Below are 22,007 nucleotides of genomic sequence, written 5' to 3' on the forward strand. Positions count from 1 at the left end.
TGTTAATACCAAGTTATTCTATAACTCACAAAAGCAATATTCTTACTATCGGGCGACCAAGACGGAACATTTATAGTTCCTTGTCCGCCAAATAATTTTGTAAGAATTTGAATTTCTCCGGTTTCAAGAGACATTAGTCTTAACATAACATCTTTATTTGTCGGATGTCCATCAACATCTTTTTCATAAGTTAAAAAAACAATCCATTTTCCATCTGGCGAAGGATGGGGAAACCAATTGTTGAATTCATCATTTGTAATTTGAGTTTGTTCGTTTCCATCGGAATTCATTCGCCAAATTTGCATTTTGCCGGTTCTTACAGAATTAAAATAAATAAATTTTCCATCCGGTGAATATTCCGGACCGTCATCCAATCCCTTTGCATAAGTAAGTCGGGTTTCGTCTCCGCCATTTATCGAAACTGAATAAACATCATACTCTCCATTTCTTTCTGCACAATAAACTAAAGTGTTTCCATCTGGAGACCAGCCATGCCAATAACTCGGTGCATTTTTTGTAATTAATTTCGGAGTTCCTCCGATTACGGGTAAAGTATAAATTCTTGATTTTCCATCTTGTTCGGACTGATCACTAATTACTATTTGACTATTATCCGGTGAAAGACCATGATCGTTATTACATCGAATTGCAAAGTCTGTATTTATTTTTTCCGGAGTTCCGCCGATTGCCGAAAGTTTGTACAACAATCCATTACTATTGAAAATAAAATATTTTCCATCCAAAGACCAATTAGGCGCTTCAATATGATTTTTTGTATGATAAATTACTTTTCTATCTTTCGACTCAATATTGATAGTTTCTAAAGAGCTTTCTAACATTTCTTCTCCATCGGCAATTTGATTAAATGTTTTGAGTTCAACATTTGAGAATATTGCAGTCTCAAGAATATTTTTATCATGCGAACAAACGCCAATTCCAACATAAAAAGGCTCATCGAAATTAATTTTGAAACTACACCCGGAATATTGAAAATCTTTATCATTTTCTGAAGTTGATAAGTGTACATCATTTCCAATTTTTTCAAGGTTAATTTTATTTGGCGATTTTATATTTGATTGGATTTCTCGAGTTGTTCCGGTTTCTGTTTCACGATATTGAAGGGAGGTTAATCCGTCGCCGTGAATTACAGCGTCAATGTATGCAGAACCGGCATTTAAATTTTGTCTAATTATTATTCCAGCTTTTCTATGCGGATTTGTGCCGGTACCAATCCAATTTATTTCTGAAGAAAGCGAAAAATCACCGGAGATTGTTTTCCAAACATAGTGAAATGCGTCTTTATCAAACCACATATTTTCACCGCTTCCGCTAATTTTGTAAGAATTTTTATTTGAATTAAAAACCGCAGAACCAGCTACTAAAACATTTCCAACATCGACGCTGTTTTCAAAAATTCCGATAGAATCATTTTTAACTTGGGCAGAAGCAAAATATAATGGGAATAAAAAAAGGATCATCACATGCGCAAAGGGATGTTTCATTCTTACACCTTCTGGTAAAATTAAAAACAAAAATGCCACAAAAAATTTTTAAATTATTTCAATTTCCTTTGGATCTTTTTCATCTTTTACATTAAACCACTGATCGGCAGTAAAATCTACATCAGTAATTTTATTGACATGCATTTTAAAATATTTTCCTTGTGCAACAACCGCAACTTCACCATTTGGCAAAACAATTCTTCCTTCGCCTTCAAAAGTACGGGAAGTTTCATTTGTTATTTTGCAGATTACTTTTAGTTCTTCATTATAAGGAACGGGTTTTTTGAATTTGACATTAAGCTCTAAAGTAACACCCCACATGTTTTCATCTTTCATTAGTATTGCACGACCAATTGCTTCATCCAAAATTGTTGATGCAATTCCACCATGAAGTCTTCCGGGGTAACTTTGATGAATTTCTTTAGGTGTAAATGTGGCAACCAATTCTTCATTTTCCATCTCATAAAATGAAGCTTTTAAACCAAGCTTATTTTCCATTCCGCAGACAAAACACATTTTAGAATTATTTTGTTTATTGATTACTTTTTGTTTCATATAATTTTAAGTTTGTCATTCGCTCGAAAGTGGGAATCAAGTTGATAAATAATAGATTCCCGATTAAAACATTCGGGAATGACTGTATGATTAATTATTTAATTGTAAACTTAATAATTTTTGCCGGACAATTTTTTGAAGCTGCTTTAATAGAATCAATTTCTTCGTTGCCAACATGAATTAAATAAATTCCCTTTTTCTCTTTGCTGCCAATTAAATTACATTTACCGTCTTTCTTAGATACACGCCATCGATTTGGATCTGCTTCAACACAAGCATTGCAGCCAATACATTTATTTCTGAAATATGAAATTGAAATCATTTTTTATTTTTTCTTAAGCTTGCTCTTAATCATAATCTTACTCTAATTTACACAATTTTTTAAATTAAGATTAAGAGCATGATTAAGATTAAGAATTACAAGGAAATTTGGCTGAAAAAGTAATTAATTATTTTCAACAACTTTATACAACTTATCAGATGGTCTAATTAATTCATCAATTTGTATTGAGAAATTCTCTCCTTGTGTAACCTCATCAACATTTTTATCATCAACTCTAATTTCATTAACGATTGTTTCAACTACTCCGGTAGTTGGTCCCGTAATTAAAATTTTATCGCCTTTTTTTAAATTATGCGCCTCCAACAAAAATTCACCGACCTTAATTTTAGAAAAATATTTTATTCCCTTTGCAACATAAATTTTCTTTGTTGTAGCTTTGGATCCATAAGCATCGCTCCATTCACCAGTTTTTCTGCCAAGATAATAACCATCCCAGAAGCCGCGATTATAAACAGTTGCCAATCTAGTTTTCCAATCTTCAATTTTTTCTTTTGTGTAAGTTCCTTCTAAAATTGAATCAACAGCTTCGCGGTAACATTTAACGGTTGTGTAAACATAATCTGCTGATCTTCCACGACCTTCAATTTTTAAAACTTTAACTCCGGCATTTAAAACTTTATCAAGAAAATCAATTGTTGCCAAATCTTTTGCACTCATTATGTATTCGTTATCAATATTGAGTTCAATTCCTTCTTCTTTATCAATAACTGTATATTCTCTTCTGCAATTTTGAATGCAAGCTCCGCGATTTGCCGATGAATTATGAGAGTGCAGACTTAAATAACATTTTCCGGAAACAGCCATACAAAGCGCACCATGGGCAAAAACTTCTACTTCAATTAAATTTCCGGATGGACCAATTATATTTCTTCTTTCAATTTCGTTTGCAATGCTTGCTACTTGCTGTAAGCTTAACTCGCGAGCCATTACAATAACATCTGCATAATCTGCATAGAATTCTACCGTTTCAATATTACTTACATTTGATTGAGTAGAAATATGAACCGGATAATTTATTTTTTTTGCATAACTCATTGCCGCATGATCTGAAACAATTACGGCATCAATTCCATTTTGTTTTGCGGCATCCATTATATTTTTCATTAATGTAATGTCATGATCATACAAAGTTGTGTTTAGCGTGATATATGATTTAATTTTATTTTCTTTACAGATTTCCGCAACTTTTGTTAAATCTTCAACTGTAAAATTTATTGATGAGCGTGCGCGCATATTTAATTGCTCAACACCAAAATAAATTGAGTTGCACCCTGCTTTTATTGCGGCACTTAACGCTTCCCATGAACCAACGGGAGCCATAACTTCTATATTTTTTTGTAACATAAAAATTTCTTTCTATAAAATTGTTATTATAAAAATAGTGATTTGTATAAACAAAAAACCGGTTCCTTTTTTGAAACCGGGCATGTAAAATAGAAATTTATTTTTACTAAACAACCACCATAAAAATAAATTCATTCTTAAAGGTAATAAACACATAGGTTTATTAGAAAGGTTATAAATGAACACAATCTCTATCAAAAAAAACAGCCAAGCATGGAAGAAAAATTAAATTTCGTCGGACAGCAAATTGGCAATTACAAATTAATTAAAGAAATTGCCAGCGGCGGAATGGGAATCGTTATTTTTGCTGAAAGATGTGGTGGAATTTTTGAACAAGAGTTGTATAATAAAATATCTCACACATTAAAATATTTATTGCAAGGATTATAATTTTCAATTATATTCATATACGTAAACGTATAGGTTATAGTAAAATAAACGTAAAGGTATAATGAATAATATATTTCTAAGAGAAGACTTTCTTAAAGAAGTCGCAATATCAGAAAAAATCCTTCATGAGTTTGAAACCAATAATTTATTAAAACCAGCAGGAATTACAGAAGATAAAACAGTTTTCTATACAAAAGGTTCTGTTGAACAAGCATTAATGCTTAAATCATTATTGGATATGGGCTATGCTATTCCGGAATTGCAAAAAATTGTTAAAAAAATTGGGCTCCCCAACAACTCTAAAATTCTGCATGATGAAAAAAACATAGAAAAGTTTATAACTATTAGTGGTCTTGCAGATCAAGCCGGCGTTAGTCCAAGAACAATTAAACACTGGGAAGAAAAAGGAATTATTGAATCAGAAATGAGAAGTTCGGGTGGATTTAGACTTTACTCGCAAACTTATGTTTACATGTGCAAACTTATAAAAGATCTTCAGTTGTTTAATTATTCACTCGAAGAAATTAAAACAATATCCGATTATTTTAGAGATTTTTTACTAATTAGCAACGACTTGAATCATTACCAGCAATTAGAAACAAAAGAGCGGCTTGATGCAATGAGCAGCGCTATTGTACAGCTTTTCTCAAAAATGAATTTACTTAAAGAAGGAATTGCACGATGGGAAAATCTTCTTAAAACAAAGCAAAAAGAAATACAGACAATTAAAAATAAAAATTCTAAAAGAAAAAATTTAACCGCAAATGAAAAGGATGAATAGTTGGATTACTTTGATCAAAATATATATTTGAAAAATCATTTTGATATCAATAATCCCAAAATTGATTTAAGTGTTTTTAACGCAGTAATTTACAACCATCCGTTTTATTCAAAAGGAATTGATGAATTTAAAATAGATTTTCCAAATAATTATTATGTATCGGAATTTGAAAACTCAATTTTTTCAAATACAGACGACGTAACAATTGAAGAAAATAATAAATTTAATTACATCATTGTAAAAAGTGATTCTCTAAAAAGAGCAAAAGATGTGATTTTTTTATTTCATGGATTAAACGAAAGAATATGGGATAAGTATCTTCCTTGGGCAATTAAATTAAACAAATTAACCGGAAAAGCAATTATACTTTTTCCAATTGCATTTCATATGAACAGGGCTCCGGAAACATGGAGCAATCCGCGCTTAATGAAAAAAATGTCGGAATACAGAATTAATATGTACAATGGAATTCAGAATTCGACATTTGCAAATGCAGCATTGAGTATGAGATTACACAGCAAACCATCCCGATTTTTTACATCGGGATTTCAAACATTTACTGACGTGACAAAGCTTATTAGTGAAATTAGAGACGGAGAAAATAAATTTATTTATGATGACTGCTCAATTGATTTTTTTGGATATTCAATTGGAGCTTTATTGGCAGAAGTTTTATTAATGGCAAATCCTAAAAATTATTTTGAGAAATCTAAATTATTTATTTTCTGCGGCGGACCAACATTTGATATAATGTTTCCTGTTGCCAGAGCAATTTTAGATAGTAAAGCTTACGAATCAATGAGTAAATTTTTTAAACTATTTGATGATTATTTAAATAAAGGAAAGATTGATAGAAATTCACTTCCCGAAATAAAATATTTTAAAAGTCTCTTATCTCAATATGGATTAAGAAACATACGGGAAGAAAGATTGCTTGAGTTGAAAAATAGAATTTTTGCAATTTCATTAATTAAAGACAAAGTTATTCCTCCGGAATCGGTAATAAATACTCTAAATGGGGCACAGAGAAAAATTCCAATTAGAACAATGATTACGGATTTTCCATATAATTATTCACATGAAACACCTTTTCCGGCAGATAAAAATCAAAGAGAAATTGTTAATGTAAATTTTGAAAATATTTTTGAACTTGCGTCAAATTTCCTCAATTAATTTTTATCTAAAATTTCATCTCAATTCCTATGGGACAATGATCAGAACCCATAATTTCCGGTAGAACAAAAGCATTGGTAATATTATTTTTTAAATTTTCGCTTATGAAAAAATAATCAATTCTCCAGCCCACATTTCTTTCTCGTGCGCGAGTAACTTGATCCCACCAAGTATAAACTTCCGGCTTATCATTAAACATTCGCAAAGTATCAATAAATCCATCTGCTAAAAATTTATCAATCCATTCTCTTTCTTCCGGTAAAAATCCGGATACTTTAGAATTTTCTTTCGGTCTCGCCAAATCAATTTCTTTATGCGCGGTATTTACATCGCCGCAAATTATTAATTTCTTACCTTTGTTTATTAAACCAAGTGCATGATTTTGAAAAGCACTATAAAAATCCATTTTATATTTTAAACGAATTGCATCTTTCTTTCCGTTTGGATAATAAATATTATACAAAACAAAATCTTTAAATTCTGCAATTACAAATCTACCTTCGCTGTCAAACTCAGTAATCCCGATTCCTTTTTGCACATTTAAAGGTTTTTCCTTGGTATAAACCGCCGTTCCGCTGTAACCCTTTTTTTCCGCTTGAGAAAAATAAGAATTGTAACCATCTATTTTTGTAAGTGAATCATCTAATTGTTCTTCCCACGCCTTTGTTTCCTGGATGCAAAGAATATCGGGATTTTCAGATTTGAGCCAATCGTGAAATCCTTTTTTCGCAACGGCACGGATTCCGTTTACATTCCATGAAATTAATTTATAAGTTTTCATAAACTTCCTTTCTACAAAACATTTTTAAGTTATAAATAAGATATAAAATTGTATGAAATAATTTTGAATAAAAATTATGCGAATAAAGTAGGATAAATATTCAGTTCAATTTTTTCAGATTCCTTGAAAAAATAATTTACCGCAATTATTGAATAATTTAAAATTTCTGAGTTGTATTCAACAATAATAGATTGAATATTGTTGTCAACTTCGGCAATCAGCTTGTTATTACTAAAAATTTTATAATACCAAATATTTTTACTTTTAGAAGAATTCCAAGTCAGGTTTATTTTTCCTTTTTCAATAAATTCATATCTGAAATTTTCCGGAGGTTTTGGTGAACGTGAAGAATAATTTTTTCTTTGCGAAAGAAACCAATACAAAATTGTCGATTCATTCCAAGCATTAACCCACGAATCGTGTCCAATGTTTGAATATTCCGTATATCTAACTTTTATTCCACCCTCGAGCAAAATTGCTTTATATAATTTTCTTGATTGCTCAACGGAAATTATTGGATCAGCATTACCGTGAAAAATCCACAAAGGAATTTCCTTTAAAATATTTGCCGTAGATGGCGAACCACCGCCGCAAATAGCAATTGCTGCCGCAAACATTTTTGGTTCTTTCGCAAGCAAATTAAAAACTCCAAATCCGCCCATAGATGCGCCGTGAACATAAAATCTATTTTCATCTAAATTAAATTCTTTCTTTAATAAATTTAGAATTTCTAAAACGGTTAACATTTCCGGAGTATGATTTTCATTATTGCTGTTTCCCCAAGCCAGATTTGGATTTGAAGTCTTTGGTGTAACAACAACACATGGATCTTTAGAAACAATCGTTTCATTGTACCAAGGTAAATTCCATGAGGTTAAATCCAGTTTACCATGCAAAGCTAATATAAGTGGATACTTTTTTCCCTCATTATAATTTGGCGGAACGAACAATCCAAACCGCATTTCGTTGTGTTCCCGTTCTTCATATCCGCTTGGAAGATTTGTTGTATTTTGAAAGTTTATTTTCTGCATTAAAAGTATTAATCAAAATTTGTTAAGATTATTCAATAGTAATCATAGCTTTCATTACGCCATCTCTGTAATTTGAAACCAACTCAAATGCTTCGTTAATTTCTTCCATTTTAAAATGATGAGTTACCAGCTTATCCATATTTATTTTTCCGCTTGATAAATAATTTAAAGCTTTTTGTGTGCTGTTTGATTGTCGGCGAATATTTAAAATTGTAATTTCCTTTCTTCTTAATTCGTGAATAGGAAACGCAATTTCATCAACTTCCGGAATTCCCACGATTACAAAAAGTCCGCCGGGTTTTAGTAATTCGATTGCATGTTTATAAGCATCGGGATCGCCGCTGCATTCATAAACAATATCCATTTCCAGAGGCTCAATTTTTTTTATTTCTTCCACCACATTTGTTTTGTTTGGGTTTCCCACATACTTTGGATTTAATTGTTTTGCAAAATCTAAACGATAATCAATTCTATCTGTAACAAAAACATTACCAACATGAATTGTTTGAAGTGCATGAAATACAGAAATTCCAATTGGTCCAACGCCAAGTATTGCAACATTTGAATTTGGTTTAGGATTAGATTGATCAACGGAATAAACTCCAATTGCCAAAGGTTCGGAAAGCACAGCTTGTTCAAAAGTCATTTCATCATTTATCGGAAAACAATTATGCTCTTTTAAAATTACGTAATTGCACATTGCTCCTTCTTTCTGTTTTGGAGCGCCCATAAAAACCAATTTTCTACAAGTATTTTCTCTTCCGGATAAACACTGATCGCATTTGCCGCAAGACACGGCTGGATCGATAGCAATTCTTTGTCCCGGTTTTAATTTTGTAATTTTGCTCCCAACCTTTTCAACAATTCCGGCAGCTTCATGTCCGGTGATAAATGGAAACTTTACAATTTGTGATCCTATTCTTCCGGTTGTGAAATAATGAATATCCGAACCGCAAACACCAACCATTTTAATGTTTACTAAAACATCGTCATCGTTAATCAATTCCGGCACGGGAATTTCTTGAACATCAAATTTTCTAATATCTTGAAGTAAAACGGCTTTCATAAATTGATTCCAATTTTATTAAAATAAAACCTTAATATATTGAATATTTTTAAACGGTATTTTCAATAAAAGTAAGTTTTGTATATATCTTCAAAAACAGTTTTTTCTTTATAATATGTTTGTTGATAAATCTTTCACCTCTGATAATATTTTTAACCGCGTTTATTTAAACTATTGCTAAATCTGTAAAACCCAAGACAGCCGGTGTAATTATCAATATCCAGGAAATACAATCTTTAAATTCATTTTTCGGATGGCACAAATACAGAAGATGCAAAATTAAATGAGCAATAAAGAAAATTTCTAAATAATAAATTAGAGAATCTATATTATTAGAGTTGAGTAAATAAAATGCAAGCAACCCAAAAAGAGGAATATGTGCAAGTGAAAATATTGTGAAACCTAATTTATCGGTTAGTAAAGATAAGACTGGAAAAATTCTCCATTCTTTACATCTAACAGCGTCCATTTCGTGAGTGATTAAAAAGACCAAAGAGATGTTGAATAGTAGTATAGACATTTTATTTTAAGTAAAATTTTTACAGGCGTTTAATTATTCCTTTAGTTGAACTTTGTTAAGTGTTGGACTCACATAATGACTTGTAAAAAATATTACAGATATCATTCAATTCTGAATAATTTATCTTCTTGAGAAAGCATAACGATAAAATACTCTTCGTTGTTTAGTTCTGCAGGAAGTTTATCTTTCAAAATTGAAGCTACAAACTGTATATTATTCTTGTTCACAAGTTCAGCGATTTTCACCAATTGGTTATCGTGCATGAGTTCCTTTTTGTCATTTAAAAGAAAATGTAAACAGGGAATATTTTCCTCGTCTGCGAATAATGTATATGCTATGTCGAAACAAGATATTTCACCTTGTTTTTTACCGGAACTGAGATTGGTATTAAATGCACTGAATTTGTAGATGCGTTGATTTTTTCTATTTGTAATAATATCATGTTTCAGTGCATATTTTTCATCGTATAATATTGTTGATATAGAAGAAAAATGTTTGTTAAACTTATTAAGTTGATTCTTTACAGACTGTTCAAAGTTATCTGAAAACAACTCATTATCAATTTCATTCAGCTGTTTGGTATATTCTTTTATATTACCCTCAACTTCTTCTAATTGTTGAATAATATTCTCGTACTCACCCTTATTTCTAAATCTGTCATTCAATTCTTTAATTAAATATTCTAACTCTTCAAATGTATCGGTTTTTGATATGACTGATGATAACTCAAATTCCTCCTTTAATAATGAGTTTAGATATTCCTTTTTGACTTTAATGTTACTTTCTAAACTTGGTAGCTCTCTTGATATAAATTTTACCTTCTCAGATATCATTGTATTATGATATTGAACCAATTCCTCAAATGTTTTTTGAATACTACTTAGCATAGAAGTAGCTTGTTGGTATATCATATTAAGTTGATCCAAGTCAATAATTGATTTGTCTAATTTTAGATCATTTTCAGTTTCTCTAATAATTTCTTTCCGGATATTAAGCTTGCTTATTTCTGAACTCGTTCGATTTATTTTATATTTTAAATCGTTTAATCTATCTAAATCTGCCTCGTAATTTTCATTTAAATTCAATTTGGCTTTTTTTTCATAGAGTTCAGTAATTTCATCATTAATAATTGCTAAAGCGGCTTCATAGGCAGTTTTGGTCTGTTTATTTTCTAGTCTATTTCTATAATTTTCTTCTTGACGTAGATTTAATAATATTTCTTGCTTGGTATTTCCTTTTGTAAATTCACAACCAAATAGGAACAAATACAATGTCTCATATTCTGCATCTGATGTATATTTATCAAGGGTTTTTAATGTATTGCTAATACTTTCGTCTTTGTATCGAATGTTGTGTGAAATGATTTGTCTAAACGTTGGTTTTTCAGCAAAATGATCTGGAAAAATAAGATATAACAATTTTCTTTCAAATTCTTCCTCTGTAAAATTATCACCATTAATTCTTCTTATAATTTTTGAGCGAGATAAGAAGTTTCTTTCAATTAATATTTGATTTGCACCATTATCATCTAAATTATCTGTCAACAATAATTTAATTATAACTTCGTTTTGAATTAAAAACTCCTTAACCAAAGTATATTCATCACGCTTTGATTCAGGATCGACGTATATATTCCTTTGATTAGCCCCTAAACAGAAGTCAACAAGTTTTAAAACTGTTGTCTTGCCAACATTATTTCCGGTTATTTGATCTAGGCTTTCATCAACAATTAGATTGATTCCTTTTCTGAAAAATATTTCTCGGATGATTCCATTATCACTAAGAATGGTTAATGATTTTATGAACATAATTCGATATTACCATTGTTGTTAAGGATAGCGATATCAATTAAAAATAACCAGTCTAAGCATAATATAAAAACTGGGAAAGAAATATTTGTAATTTGTTTAACATTTTGATACAAGTCCAACATATTTTGATTATTCTGCTTTTGTAGACATTGTAGCACTTTAGCACCATTATAATAAACGCTATTTTCTGGATGTATGTTATCAGGAAGTAACATAATTATAATTCTCTGGATTCTTAAATATTTTACACCGAATAAACGCATCAACCACTAAGATATTGATGCACTGATCTAATTCATCAGATGGAATTGAAATATAATTCGCACTTTGAGTGACCAAATTCAGAACATTATCTATAACTTTAAAAAACAATTCATCGTCATTGTCCATTTTTATATTTTTAATATACTCACCTCTAATGCTTGCCAATACAGAATTACTTTTATTCTTACCTAGCTTGTCAAATTCTTCATATTTCTTATTGACACGATTGTAATGTACTTTGTAATCCTCTATTATAATTTTACATATGTCAAGGTTATTGAATTCAATTTTTCTATCAATTTCGAAACTGTTGAGTTTCAAATCCGTATCAAATTTATTCAAATCTTCCTCTGATAATATATTGATTATTGTGGCAAGATTTGAATCCAATTTTATTATATCAATTTCGGCCCCTAATTCATCTTTAATAAAGGAATATATAATTCTTTGAAAGGGGATTTCTTTAGATTTTATTTCATCAAGTATAGAAGATGGATCCATTATATCATTTGCTGGTTCGAATTTTATTCCACTTGAATTCTCATAAACTAATTTGCGTAGTTTGCTAGAATCGTTCGAAATTGAAACAAACTTGAATGTATAACCAGTTAGAGACTGCATTATATTCTTTTTCAATGCAGACTCAATTTTCGATTTAGTACTGGTTGCAGAAACTTGAATTATTATCTTGTTATTATCATCAATTAGATCAATAGCTTCTACATTTTGAAGTTTTTTATTCATATTTATAAGTTCCCAACAATATAACTTATTTAAGAAATGGAGATAAAAATCTTCTGAATGCATATGTAAGTCTAAGATATTTAATTTGCCCTTGATGTTTATTCTATAAGCAAGGACACTCAGTTTCTCTTCAATATAATTAAAGTATCGAGATCGATTCATCGGATAAAATTTGTTGATTTATTAGCCGTCAATATATTAAGAATATATGTAGAAATTTTAGTAAATATAATTCCCACAGATATTAATTTTGTATATTTAAATAAAATATTTTCATAACAATTATAAATCTAAACAGTTCAAATATCAATAAAAATATTTCTAATCTCTTAATAATATCACCACCCCATTTTGTCTTTTATTATTGGCAATATTATATCAGCAGTTTTTTGTTGTCCGTTAATATTTGGATGCCAATCAGAACCCCAGTCTGACATACTTAGTTTGCTTACATCAACGTTAATATAATAAACTTTATTATTAGTATTATTTTGTTGAGACCATTCTACTACTTCAATTATATAACTATCACATTGTTCGTCAATTATTGAACCACAAACACAAAAGATGGTTACATCATGTTATTGTGACTTTACTCGGTTGAGTAAGAGTATGATTGTAAAGTGAATAGAAGTACAAAATTTGGTATTATAATTTTTTTACGTTCATTATGTTTCCATAAAAGCGAATTTGGTGTTCTGGTTTTTGGTGTTTAAAATTTTACGAGATCAAATTACTTAGATGTTATATTTAATCAAAACATGTAGAAAACATTCAAGAATTTTTGGCTGCAGAATTTATAAATCAACACAAACCCAATTGTTACAGATTAAAATAATTCGTATTTTTACGTCAAAGTTTTGAATTAGAGCACTCGTAAGCGAAAAAGTAGTATTTCCCTCTTAGTTTTCAAAATTGACCAAGCCTAACCAATCTTATTCTCTTTGCGATAATTTATTTGCAAAAAGTTTCAATGGTATTTATGGCTTTAAATTATGCAGTAAATTGTAATTTTTCAAAAAAAATAAAATGGAATAAATGATAAGTACAAGCAATTTAGCATTAAGATTTGGCAAACGAACATTGTTCGAAAATGTAAATTTAAAATTCACACTCGGAAACTGTTACGGAATAATTGGCGCAAACGGTTCCGGTAAGTCAACTTTTATAAAAATTCTTTCCGGCGAAATTGAACAAAGCTCAGGTAACGTAATTGTAACACCGGGAAACCGACTTGCAACTTTAAAACAAAATCATTTTGAGTATGATGAATTTCAAGTTTTGCAAACGGTTATGATGGGACATCAAAAACTTTTTGCAATTATGGAAGAGCGGGATATTCTTTACTCAAAACCCGATTTTAATGAGCAAGACGGAATTAATGCCGCCAAACTTGAAGGAGAATTTGCAGAACTTTTTGGTTATGAAGCAGAATCCGAAGCCGCCGAACTTTTAAATGGTTTGGGAATTAATGATGAAGATCAAACAAAATTGATGAAAGATTTGACCGGAAACGAAAAAGTAAAAGTTTTGTTGGCTCAAGCTTTATTTGGAAACCCAGATATTTTACTTCTGGATGAACCGACCAACCACCTTGATATTATTTCCATTGGATGGCTGGAAGATTTTCTCGAGAAATTTAAAAATATAGTTATTGTAATTTCGCATGATAGACATTTTCTAAACAAAGTGTGTACACACATTGCCGATATTGATTATAGTAAAGTTACAATGTACACGGGCAATTATGATTTTTGGCTGGAAAGCAGTCAGTTAGCTTCAAAACAAGCAAAGGATTCAAATAAAAAAATAGAAGCAAAAAGAGCAGAGCTTCAGGAATTTATTGCACGGTTTAGCGCAAATGCATCAAAATCAAAACAAGCAACATCAAGAAAAAAACAGTTGGAAAATCTTACTTTGGAAGATATAAAACCTTCCTCGCGAAGAATGCCTTATATTGCTTTTAAATCTGAGCGTGAAGCAGGAAACAATCTGCTTGAAATAAATAATCTTACAAAAAATTCAGAAGAAGAAAATCTTCTAAACGATCTAACTTTTAGAGTTGAAAAAGGCGATAAGGTTGCACTTGTTGGACCTAATGATTTAGTAAAAACCACTTTGTTTAATATTCTTGATGGAAAAGAGAAAGCAGATAGCGGAAATTTTGTTTGGGGAGTTACAACAAAAGTTGCATATTTTCCAAAAGACAGTGCCGAGTATTTTAATGTTGACCTAAATTTAATTGATTGGCTGCGTCAATTTTCCAAAGAAAAAGAAGAAACATATATTCGTGGTTTTTTGGGAAGAATGCTTTTTAGCGGCGAAGAAACCTTGAAGAAAGCAAGTGTACTTTCCGGCGGCGAAAGAGTGCGTTGCATGTTTGCGAAAATGATGTTGATAAATCCCAATGTACTTTTGCTGGATGGTCCGACTAATCATCTTGATCTGGAAGCAATTTCTGCATTAAATAATAGTTTGATTGATTTTCCCGGAACAATAATATTTAGTTCGCACGATCATCAATTTATTCATACAATTGCAAATAGAATTATTGAAATTATTCCAACCGGAATTATTGATAAACGTATGACTTTTGACGAATACTTGAACGATGAAGAAATAAAAAAGATTCATTTAAAAGTTTATCATGCACAAGCTATAAATATTTAAAAGCGAATTGAAATTTATTCGAGAATTTTTTTAACTCGACCCACTTCGCCGGTTTCTAATCTCACTTTTATTCCGTGAGGATGATTTGGTGATTTTGTTAAAATGTCTTTTACGTAACCTTCTGTAAAATTATTTGTTCGTTGATTTTCTTTTTCAACAATTTCAACATGCAAACCTTGTGTTATATTTTTTCTAATGTTTGATTCCACGAATTAATCTTTTCCTTTTTTCATCGAAACTTTTTTTCTATCACTTTTCCAATATCTTGGTTTTGGACTTTTTGAATTTGCGGGTTTTTTATGAGATGTTTTTTCATTTATTGTTTTTTGTAAAATCTCTTTGGGTTTATCAGATATTTTGCCGGTAGATATAAAAGGATGATTTTCAATAACAGGAATTGGTATTGAAATAAGTTTGTTTATATCCTTAAGAAAAAATTTTTCTTCATTATCACAAAGCGAAAGTGCAACCCCGCTTAATCCGGCACGACCTGTTCTTCCGATTCTGTGCACGTAAGTTTCTGGAATATTTGGAAGCTCAAAATTTATTACATGTGAAAGTTCGTCAATATCAATTCCCCGTGCAGCAATATCAGTCGCTACCAAAACTCGAGTTTGTCTGGTTTTAAAATTGTTTAATGCACGCTGTCTTGCATTTTGCGATTTGTTGCCGTGAATTGCATCGGAATTTATTTTCGCTTTATTTAAGAATTGTGTCACTTTGTCGGCGCCGTGTTTTGTTCTTGTAAAAATAAGTGCGGAAATAATTTTTGGATCTTTCAATAAATGAATTAGAAGATCTTTCTTATCGGATTTATCAACATAATACACACTTTGCTTAATAGTTTCAACCGTTGATGATTTTGGAGTTATTTCTATTTTAATTGGTTTTTCTAAAATTGTTCGGGCAAGTTTTACAATTTCATCCGGCATTGTTGCAGAGAAAAACAATGATTGTCTCTTAGATGGTAATTTTGCAATTATTTTTTTTACATCATTTATAAAACCCATATCAAGCATTCGGTCGGCTTCATCAAGCACAAATATTTCAATACGGTTAAGATAAATATAACCTTGGTTCATTAAATCTAATAATCTTCCCGGAGTAGCAATTAATATATCAACACCGGATAACAATTTATCTGTCTGAGCTTTTTGGTTTACTCCGCCATAAACAACGGCATTTTTGAGTCCGGAATATTTTCCGTATGCAGAGAAACTATCTCCAATTTGAATTGCAAGTTCTCTTGTTGGAGTTACAATAAGAGAACGAATTCTTCTTCTCTTAAAACCAATTTCTTGGTTATTATAAAGCAATTGTAAAATCGGTACTGCAAAAGCAGCGGTTTTGCCGGTTCCGGTTTGCGCACATCCTAGCAAATCTTTTTTAGTAAGTATAACCGGAATAGCCTGTTTCTGAATAGGAGTTGGAATTTTATATCCTTCTTCGGCTAAAGCTTTTTGAATTGGTTTAATAAGATTAATTTTTGCGAATGACATCAGTTTGTATTTCCTTTAAAATCGTGTTTCTAAAATTTATTGTGTTCTGGATCAGTTGAGGATGAATGAATATCTTATTAAGAATTACAAACAAAGGTATGTGACTGAAGCATTACAAATAATTACAATTCAAATTTAGCTTTATTATAGGTCATCTCAAAGTTTAATTCTGAAATAGCGTTATGGTAAAAAATAAAATTATTCTTATTGTAAACTTATTTTTGAGAACTTCTCAGTTTGTTTTATCTTTAATTAACAAAAGATTATTTCATGTTAGAATTTAAAAATATAATTACTTACATTTTTGCAATTGGTGCCGCACAAGCAGTTTTCTTGTTTTTCATTTTATGGAAGAAAAAAGAAAACAACTTTGCAAATAAATTTTTAGCAATCACAATGATTGTTTTTGCCGTTGATCTTTCGGGAGGCGTTTTATTTCTGAGCGGTTATATAAAATATTTTCCATGGTTTTTGGGATTAAACAATTCACTTCCTTATTTATACGGACCATTAATTTATCTTTACATAATTTTTCTAATTCACAAACAAGAAAAAATAGAAACAAATAATTTTCTTCATTTTATTCCATTTCTCATTGTTCAGGTTTACGGAATATTTTTCTTTTATTTTGAAGGTTCGGAATATCAACTGAGTTTGATAGATTTTTCAAAAGAACCGCCTTGGCACATTGTTTTAGTTGGTACATTAATTCCATTCGTTGGATTGCTTTATTTGATTTTAACAGTAATTATAACACTAAAATATAACAGAGTAATAAAAAACAAATTTTCCAACATTGAAAAAATTGATCTCAATTGGCTTTTATTTTTGGTTTATGGAACAGTTATAATTTGGCTTATTGTTTTTCTTTCATATTTGTTGGATGTAATTTATGGACAAGGATTTCAAGCAAATTTATTGATTTATATATCCATTTCAATTTTCTTATATACACTAGCCATAAAAAGTTATAAACAACCAGAAATTGAAACGATAAATTATGAAACAGAAACATATAAAAAATCCGGATTAACCGAAGACAAAGCCGATGAATATTTGAAGAATTTATTAGAAATTATGAAAGATGATAAACCACACCTAGATACAAAACTAAGTCTTAATAATCTTGCTGATAAAGTTGGAATTTCTTCACACAATCTTTCTGAAATTATAAATACAAAATTAGAACAGAATTTTTATGATTTTATAAATAGTTACAGAGTTGAAGAAGTGAAAAAATTAATTACTGAAGATAAAGAAGGAAAATATAACTTGCTTGCACACGGATTTGAAGCGGGATTTTCATCTAAATCAGCATATTATTCTGCATTTAAAAAATTTACCGGAAAAACTCCTGCACAATTTAGAAATAATTTATAGAAATTGAATTTATTTTAAACTTACATTAATTATTGAAATAAATTTGAACACATTTTTTACATACGCATTTATTATAGGTTCCGCACAAGGGTTTCTGCTCGCTTTTTTTTTGATAAGAAAAAAAGAGAATAAAACCGCTAATAGAATTTTGGCAGTAACAATGATAATCTTTTCATTGGATTTAATTTTAAACTCTCTTGCTGTAACTGGTGAGATCAGAAAAACTCCAATTCTGATTGGGTTAATGCAGACATTTCCATATTTATATGGACCAGCACTTTATTTGTATGTTTGTTTTATTACACATGGAATTAAAAAGTTCAGCATAAAATATTTAATTCATTTTCTTCCGTTTTTATTAGTACAAATTTATGCAATATTCTTTTTCTATTTTGAACCGACATCATATCAACTGAATTTAGTTTATGTAGAAAATAAATTGCCTTGGCACGTTTTATTTATTTCATATTTAACCCCAATATATGGAGCGTATTATTTGGTTCGTGCAATTTATGAAGTTTATAAATTCAATAAAAAACTGAAAGAAAACTTTTCAAGTATTGATAAAAATAATTTATCTTGGATAAATTTTTTAATAACCGGTGCAGTTATTTTGTGGATTACAGCAATAAGTTTAACCACAATTCAATTAATATTTGATAATGAGTTTAAACCTGAGCTGGGAAGTTATTTAGCAATTTCAATTTTTATTTATGCAATTGCATATAAAAGTCTGCAGCAGCCCGAACTGAAAAACGAGACCCTCCAAAATGAATTTACAAAATCTGAAAATAGTGAGCCATACAGAAAAAGTGGATTAAAAGAAGACGAAGCGAATAAATATTTAAAACAGCTTTTAACAATTATGGATGAGCAGAAACCATTTAAAAATGAAAAACTAAGTTTACTTGATTTAGCGAGTTTGGTTGGAGTTTCAACACACAATCTTTCAGAAATTATTAATACAAAATTAGAACAAAATTTTTATGACTTCGTAAATAGTTATAGAGTTGAAGAAGTAAAGAAATTAATTTCTAATGATAAAGAAGGAAAATACAATTTACTTGCTCACGGATTTGAAGCGGGATTTTCATCTAAATCAGCATATTATTCAGCTTTTAAAAAATTTACTAATATGACTCCATCTCAGTTTCGCAGTAAATTGTAGAGACGGGATATATCCCGTCTCTACGGTTGAACTAAAATTTATAGTCTATTCCCAAAACAGGCATAGTGCTCCATTGATTTTGCGCAGTAACTTTTTTTGTTTGTTCATTCCAATCATAAAACGCAATATTTTCTCTGCCGTATGCATTCCAAACACTAAGATAAATTATTAAACTTGAACCGGAAAAATAAAATCTTTTATCAACTCTAATATTTAACGAATGATAATCCGGTAATCTTTTTTCATTAATATTTTCCGTATCCCAAATTCCTCTGTTTAATTCTGCAGATTTTTCAATATCAAAAGGAGTATAAGGTGCACCGCCAGCGTAAATCCAGCGAAGTTTAAATTCCCATTCATCATTCGGAATGTAACCGCCTTCAATATTAAAATTAAAAACATTATCGTAAATTCTATCGCGCCAAGTATTTTCTAAATCTTTATATCTTGTTTTGGAATATGAAATACTTGTCATTCCGTAAAAATCCGAAGCTAATTTTTTCTGCATCATTATTTCAATTCCGCGCGAAAAAGCTTCTCCTTTATCAACCAAATTTTCATGATTTAAAAATATTCCGTCAATCATTGATTGATCAAACAAAAACATATTCGGCTGAGTTGGATCAATTGGAAAATTTTTATAAGATTTGTAATAAGCTTCAACACTTAATTTTGTTGATTCGCCAAGCATTTTACTAATTCCAAATATTAGATGATTTGAAATCGGCGTTTTTAAATTTATAAATTCATCATTTTGAATGAGAAAATTTTCCGGAATTTCTTGAGTAAAAATTCCCGCACTTGCAGAAAGATTTATTCCATTATTTAAATTATATGAAATTGATAACCGCGGAGAAAAATTTAAATGATCGTTATACTCAAAAAAATCTGCTCTTACTCCGTATTCAAAATTTAAATTTTCAGAAAATTTTAATTGATGCTGTGCAAAAATTGCGAATTTGGTTGTTCCAAACTTTTTATTAATATACAACCGTGGAGTTGGGTTTCCGTAATTGTCTTCCCAAGCTTCGTAAAGAACATCAAACTTGCTGAAATTATATTTTCCTTCAAAACCAAATTCGAATTTGTTAAAATTATTCTGCTTGAAATAATTAACATTTCTTATGCGAATATTATTTTCCGCAGAATTATTTGTGAATAAATGATTTTTAGATTTTGTTTCCGAATAATCTCTTTTGTAACCAAAATAAGTGTGCGAAATAGAAGTATTTGAATAACCGCTTTTTCCCCAAACAAATTGCCAGTTCAATCCGGCTGAGTTTGTAACTCCATCCGTTTTTCCGTAAACGTTTGTTAAATCTGTGCCGAGCGCATTTTCATATTCCAAATTAATTTGATCCCAAGAAAAAACATCAAGCAAAGTGAGCTTATTTTTTTCATTTAAATTATAAACAATTTTTGTCTGCGCATCTCCGTAATGGGGAATTGCTCCGCCGGTTTCACTTTCATCAATTATCAAATCCAAATAAGAAATGCTTCCGGAAAACAAGTAAGAGCCTTTATCAAAAATAGGTCCTTCAATTCCTCCGCCAATTCCTTGCATACTTAAATTTAATTGCGATTGAATTTTATCCTTTGCGCCTTCGCGAAATCTGATTTCCATAATTGAAGAAAGTTTATCTCCGTAAATTGGAGAAAATCCACCCGAGTAAAAATTTACATCTTCAATAAAATCAACATTTAAAATTCCTATTGGTCCATCGGAAGAACCTTCAACGGGAAAATGATTTATGTTGGGAATTTCAATATTATCTATAAAAAAACTATTTTCTATTGGACTTCCGCCGCGGACAATTAAGCTGTTTCGCGAATCGTTAACTTTTGCAAGTGATGGTAAACCATAAATTATTCTGCTTACATCTCCGGCAGAACCGGGCGCACGTCGAATTTCTTCCGAAGAAAAATTTACAGTTCCGATTGGTTTATTTTCAACTTCTGTAAAAAACCCGCTTTCCACAACAACATTTTCCAATTCAATAGTTGAAGAAAACATTTCTATATTTAAATAAGTTGTCCTATCGGAACGAATTATGACATCGGTTTTTGTAATTTTTTTGTAACCAACGTAAGTGAAATTAATTGTATAAGTTCCAACGGGAAGATTAGAGATTTTATATTTTCCATCAATATTTGTTATGGTACCAATTTCATTTTCTTGTATAAAAATATTTACACCAATTAATTTGGATTTGTTGCTTTGATCAAGAACAGTTCCTTCCAAATTTCCGGTAGGTTTATTTTGTGCCGAGATTGAAATTGAAATAAAAAAAATCAGAAAAAGTAATTTGTACATTTTTGCCTCAGAATTATTGAAAAATTTTTTGAAGCAAACTTATAATTTGTGAAAAACAAAATCGGCTTTTTCAAAGGGATAGGACGTGAAATTACTAATTTTTAAGTTCTGATTGATGGGAAAGGACGAAACTAATTAAAATTTGGAATTTTCCATTTTAGCGTATTGTATTTTATATATTTTCTAATATTATATAATTCATTTTCGTTACGAATTATTCTATCGTAAAATGATTTTTGCCATTTAAAATTCTTTAAATTGGTTTTACGAATTTCAATTGTGCAAACTCTTTTAAATTGTTGAATTACTTTTGAAAGAAGCATTTTTGTTCGGTCATCACTATTTGTAGGGAACGCAAATTTTGCGTTCCCGTTAATAATATTTTGGGATGCAAGATTTGCATCCCCTACGTTAATGATTATTATTCCATGAATATGATTGGGCATAATTATAAATTCATCAATTTCTATTAAGCCATAAATTTTAGGTATATTTTTCCAGAACCGTTCAACTAAATCACCTAATAAATTTAAAATTACTTTTTCATTTTCAACTTTTTCCAAAACACAATTCATGTTTTCAACACAAATCGTAACAAAATAATAACCCGGAGTAGAATAATCATAAAGTTTATATCGATTAGCTTTTCTACTTTTTATCATAAAATAAAT

General features: G+C 30.0%; 20 protein-coding genes. 6 read left to right on the forward strand and 14 right to left on the reverse strand.

Annotated elements, in window-relative coordinates; all coding sequences use genetic code 11:
* Positions 1-2: 2 nt before the first annotated feature.
* The 4 genes from IPH62_06515 to IPH62_06530 form a co-directional block, all read right to left on the reverse strand.
* Positions 3-1,502 (reverse strand): TolB family protein, encoded by a 1,500-nt coding sequence (locus tag IPH62_06515; protein MBK7104919.1) that lies wholly within the window; start codon positions 1,500-1,502, stop codon positions 3-5.
* A 48-nt stretch (positions 1,503-1,550) separates the two neighbouring features.
* On the reverse strand, positions 1,551-2,057 hold the full coding sequence (locus IPH62_06520; GenBank protein MBK7104920.1) for a PaaI family thioesterase: 507 nt from the start codon (positions 2,055-2,057) through the stop codon (positions 1,551-1,553).
* Positions 2,058-2,151: 94 nt separating this feature from the next.
* A complete protein-coding gene (locus IPH62_06525) occupies positions 2,152-2,379 on the reverse strand; it encodes a ferredoxin (GenBank protein ID MBK7104921.1) in 228 nt (75 codons plus the stop codon).
* Between the two features lie 123 nt (positions 2,380-2,502).
* On the reverse strand, positions 2,503-3,744 hold the full coding sequence (locus IPH62_06530; protein ID MBK7104922.1) for a U32 family peptidase: 1,242 nt from the start codon (positions 3,742-3,744) through the stop codon (positions 2,503-2,505).
* A 213-nt stretch (positions 3,745-3,957) separates the two neighbouring features.
* Here IPH62_06530 and IPH62_06535 point away from each other — a divergent pair, with 213 nt between their 5' ends.
* The 3 genes from IPH62_06535 (at position 3,958) to IPH62_06545 (ending at position 6,088) form a co-directional block, all read left to right on the forward strand.
* On the forward strand, positions 3,958-4,134 hold the full coding sequence (locus IPH62_06535) for a hypothetical protein (protein ID MBK7104923.1): 177 nt from the start codon (positions 3,958-3,960) through the stop codon (positions 4,132-4,134).
* Positions 4,135-4,195: 61 nt separating this feature from the next.
* Positions 4,196-4,915 carry a MerR family transcriptional regulator gene (locus IPH62_06540; GenBank protein ID MBK7104924.1) on the forward strand — a complete coding sequence of 240 codons (720 nt, stop codon included), beginning with the start codon at positions 4,196-4,198 and terminating at the stop codon, positions 4,913-4,915.
* On the forward strand, positions 4,916-6,088 hold the full coding sequence (locus IPH62_06545; protein MBK7104925.1) for a hypothetical protein: 1,173 nt from the start codon (positions 4,916-4,918) through the stop codon (positions 6,086-6,088).
* A gap of 7 nt (positions 6,089-6,095) precedes the next feature.
* On the opposite strand, the gene xth is transcribed toward IPH62_06545, so the two are convergent.
* From xth to IPH62_06575, 6 genes are all read right to left on the reverse strand, one after another.
* Positions 6,096-6,869, reverse strand: a complete 774-nt coding sequence (xth, locus tag IPH62_06550) for an exodeoxyribonuclease III (protein MBK7104926.1) — start codon at positions 6,867-6,869, stop codon at positions 6,096-6,098.
* A gap of 74 nt (positions 6,870-6,943) precedes the next feature.
* Complete coding sequence (locus IPH62_06555) at positions 6,944-7,900, reverse strand: prolyl oligopeptidase family serine peptidase (GenBank protein MBK7104927.1); 957 nt, start codon at positions 7,898-7,900, stop codon at positions 6,944-6,946.
* Between the two features lie 28 nt (positions 7,901-7,928).
* Entirely contained in the window at positions 7,929-8,966 is a 1,038-nt protein-coding gene (locus tag IPH62_06560) for an alcohol dehydrogenase catalytic domain-containing protein (GenBank protein MBK7104928.1), read from the reverse strand.
* Positions 8,967-9,132: 166 nt separating this feature from the next.
* Entirely contained in the window at positions 9,133-9,486 is a 354-nt protein-coding gene (locus IPH62_06565) for a hypothetical protein (protein MBK7104929.1), read from the reverse strand.
* 101 nt (positions 9,487-9,587) lie between these two features.
* A complete protein-coding gene (locus IPH62_06570) occupies positions 9,588-11,294 on the reverse strand; it encodes a DUF2326 domain-containing protein (protein ID MBK7104930.1) in 1,707 nt (568 codons plus the stop codon).
* A gap of 204 nt (positions 11,295-11,498) precedes the next feature.
* On the reverse strand, positions 11,499-12,467 hold the full coding sequence (locus IPH62_06575; protein ID MBK7104931.1) for an SMEK domain-containing protein: 969 nt from the start codon (positions 12,465-12,467) through the stop codon (positions 11,499-11,501).
* Positions 12,468-13,343: 876 nt separating this feature from the next.
* Between IPH62_06575 and IPH62_06580 the strand changes: the two genes are divergently transcribed.
* Positions 13,344-14,975 (forward strand): ATP-binding cassette domain-containing protein, encoded by a 1,632-nt coding sequence (locus IPH62_06580; protein MBK7104932.1) that lies wholly within the window; start codon positions 13,344-13,346, stop codon positions 14,973-14,975.
* Between the two features lie 14 nt (positions 14,976-14,989).
* Here IPH62_06580 and IPH62_06585 read toward each other — a convergent pair whose 3' ends face one another.
* Together IPH62_06585 and IPH62_06590 are read right to left on the reverse strand one after the other, a co-directional pair.
* Positions 14,990-15,184 carry a YwbE family protein gene (locus IPH62_06585; GenBank protein MBK7104933.1) on the reverse strand — a complete coding sequence of 65 codons (195 nt, stop codon included), beginning with the start codon at positions 15,182-15,184 and terminating at the stop codon, positions 14,990-14,992.
* Positions 15,185-15,187: 3 nt separating this feature from the next.
* Positions 15,188-16,474 (reverse strand): DEAD/DEAH box helicase, encoded by a 1,287-nt coding sequence (locus IPH62_06590; GenBank protein ID MBK7104934.1) that lies wholly within the window; start codon positions 16,472-16,474, stop codon positions 15,188-15,190.
* 270 nt (positions 16,475-16,744) lie between these two features.
* Here IPH62_06590 and IPH62_06595 point away from each other — a divergent pair, with 270 nt between their 5' ends.
* Both IPH62_06595 and IPH62_06600 read left to right on the forward strand, forming a co-directional pair.
* Positions 16,745-17,854: a helix-turn-helix transcriptional regulator gene (locus tag IPH62_06595; protein ID MBK7104935.1), complete on the forward strand. Its 1,110-nt coding sequence runs from the start codon at positions 16,745-16,747 to the stop codon at positions 17,852-17,854.
* Positions 17,855-18,014: 160 nt separating this feature from the next.
* Positions 18,015-19,022 carry an AraC family transcriptional regulator gene (locus IPH62_06600; GenBank protein MBK7104936.1) on the forward strand — a complete coding sequence of 336 codons (1,008 nt, stop codon included), beginning with the start codon at positions 18,015-18,017 and terminating at the stop codon, positions 19,020-19,022.
* Positions 19,023-19,053: 31 nt separating this feature from the next.
* Here the strand turns inward: IPH62_06600 and IPH62_06605 are convergent, their stop codons facing one another.
* Entirely contained in the window at positions 19,054-21,336 is a 2,283-nt protein-coding gene (locus tag IPH62_06605; GenBank protein MBK7104937.1) for a TonB-dependent receptor, read from the reverse strand.
* Positions 21,337-21,467: 131 nt separating this feature from the next.
* Positions 21,468-21,998 (reverse strand): transposase, encoded by a 531-nt coding sequence (locus IPH62_06610; protein ID MBK7104938.1) that lies wholly within the window; start codon positions 21,996-21,998, stop codon positions 21,468-21,470.
* Positions 21,999-22,007 lie beyond the last annotated feature (9 nt).

The sequence above is a fragment of the Ignavibacteriota bacterium genome (assembly GCA_016708125.1).
In the GTDB taxonomy this organism is placed as follows: domain Bacteria; phylum Bacteroidota; class Ignavibacteria; order Ignavibacteriales; family Melioribacteraceae.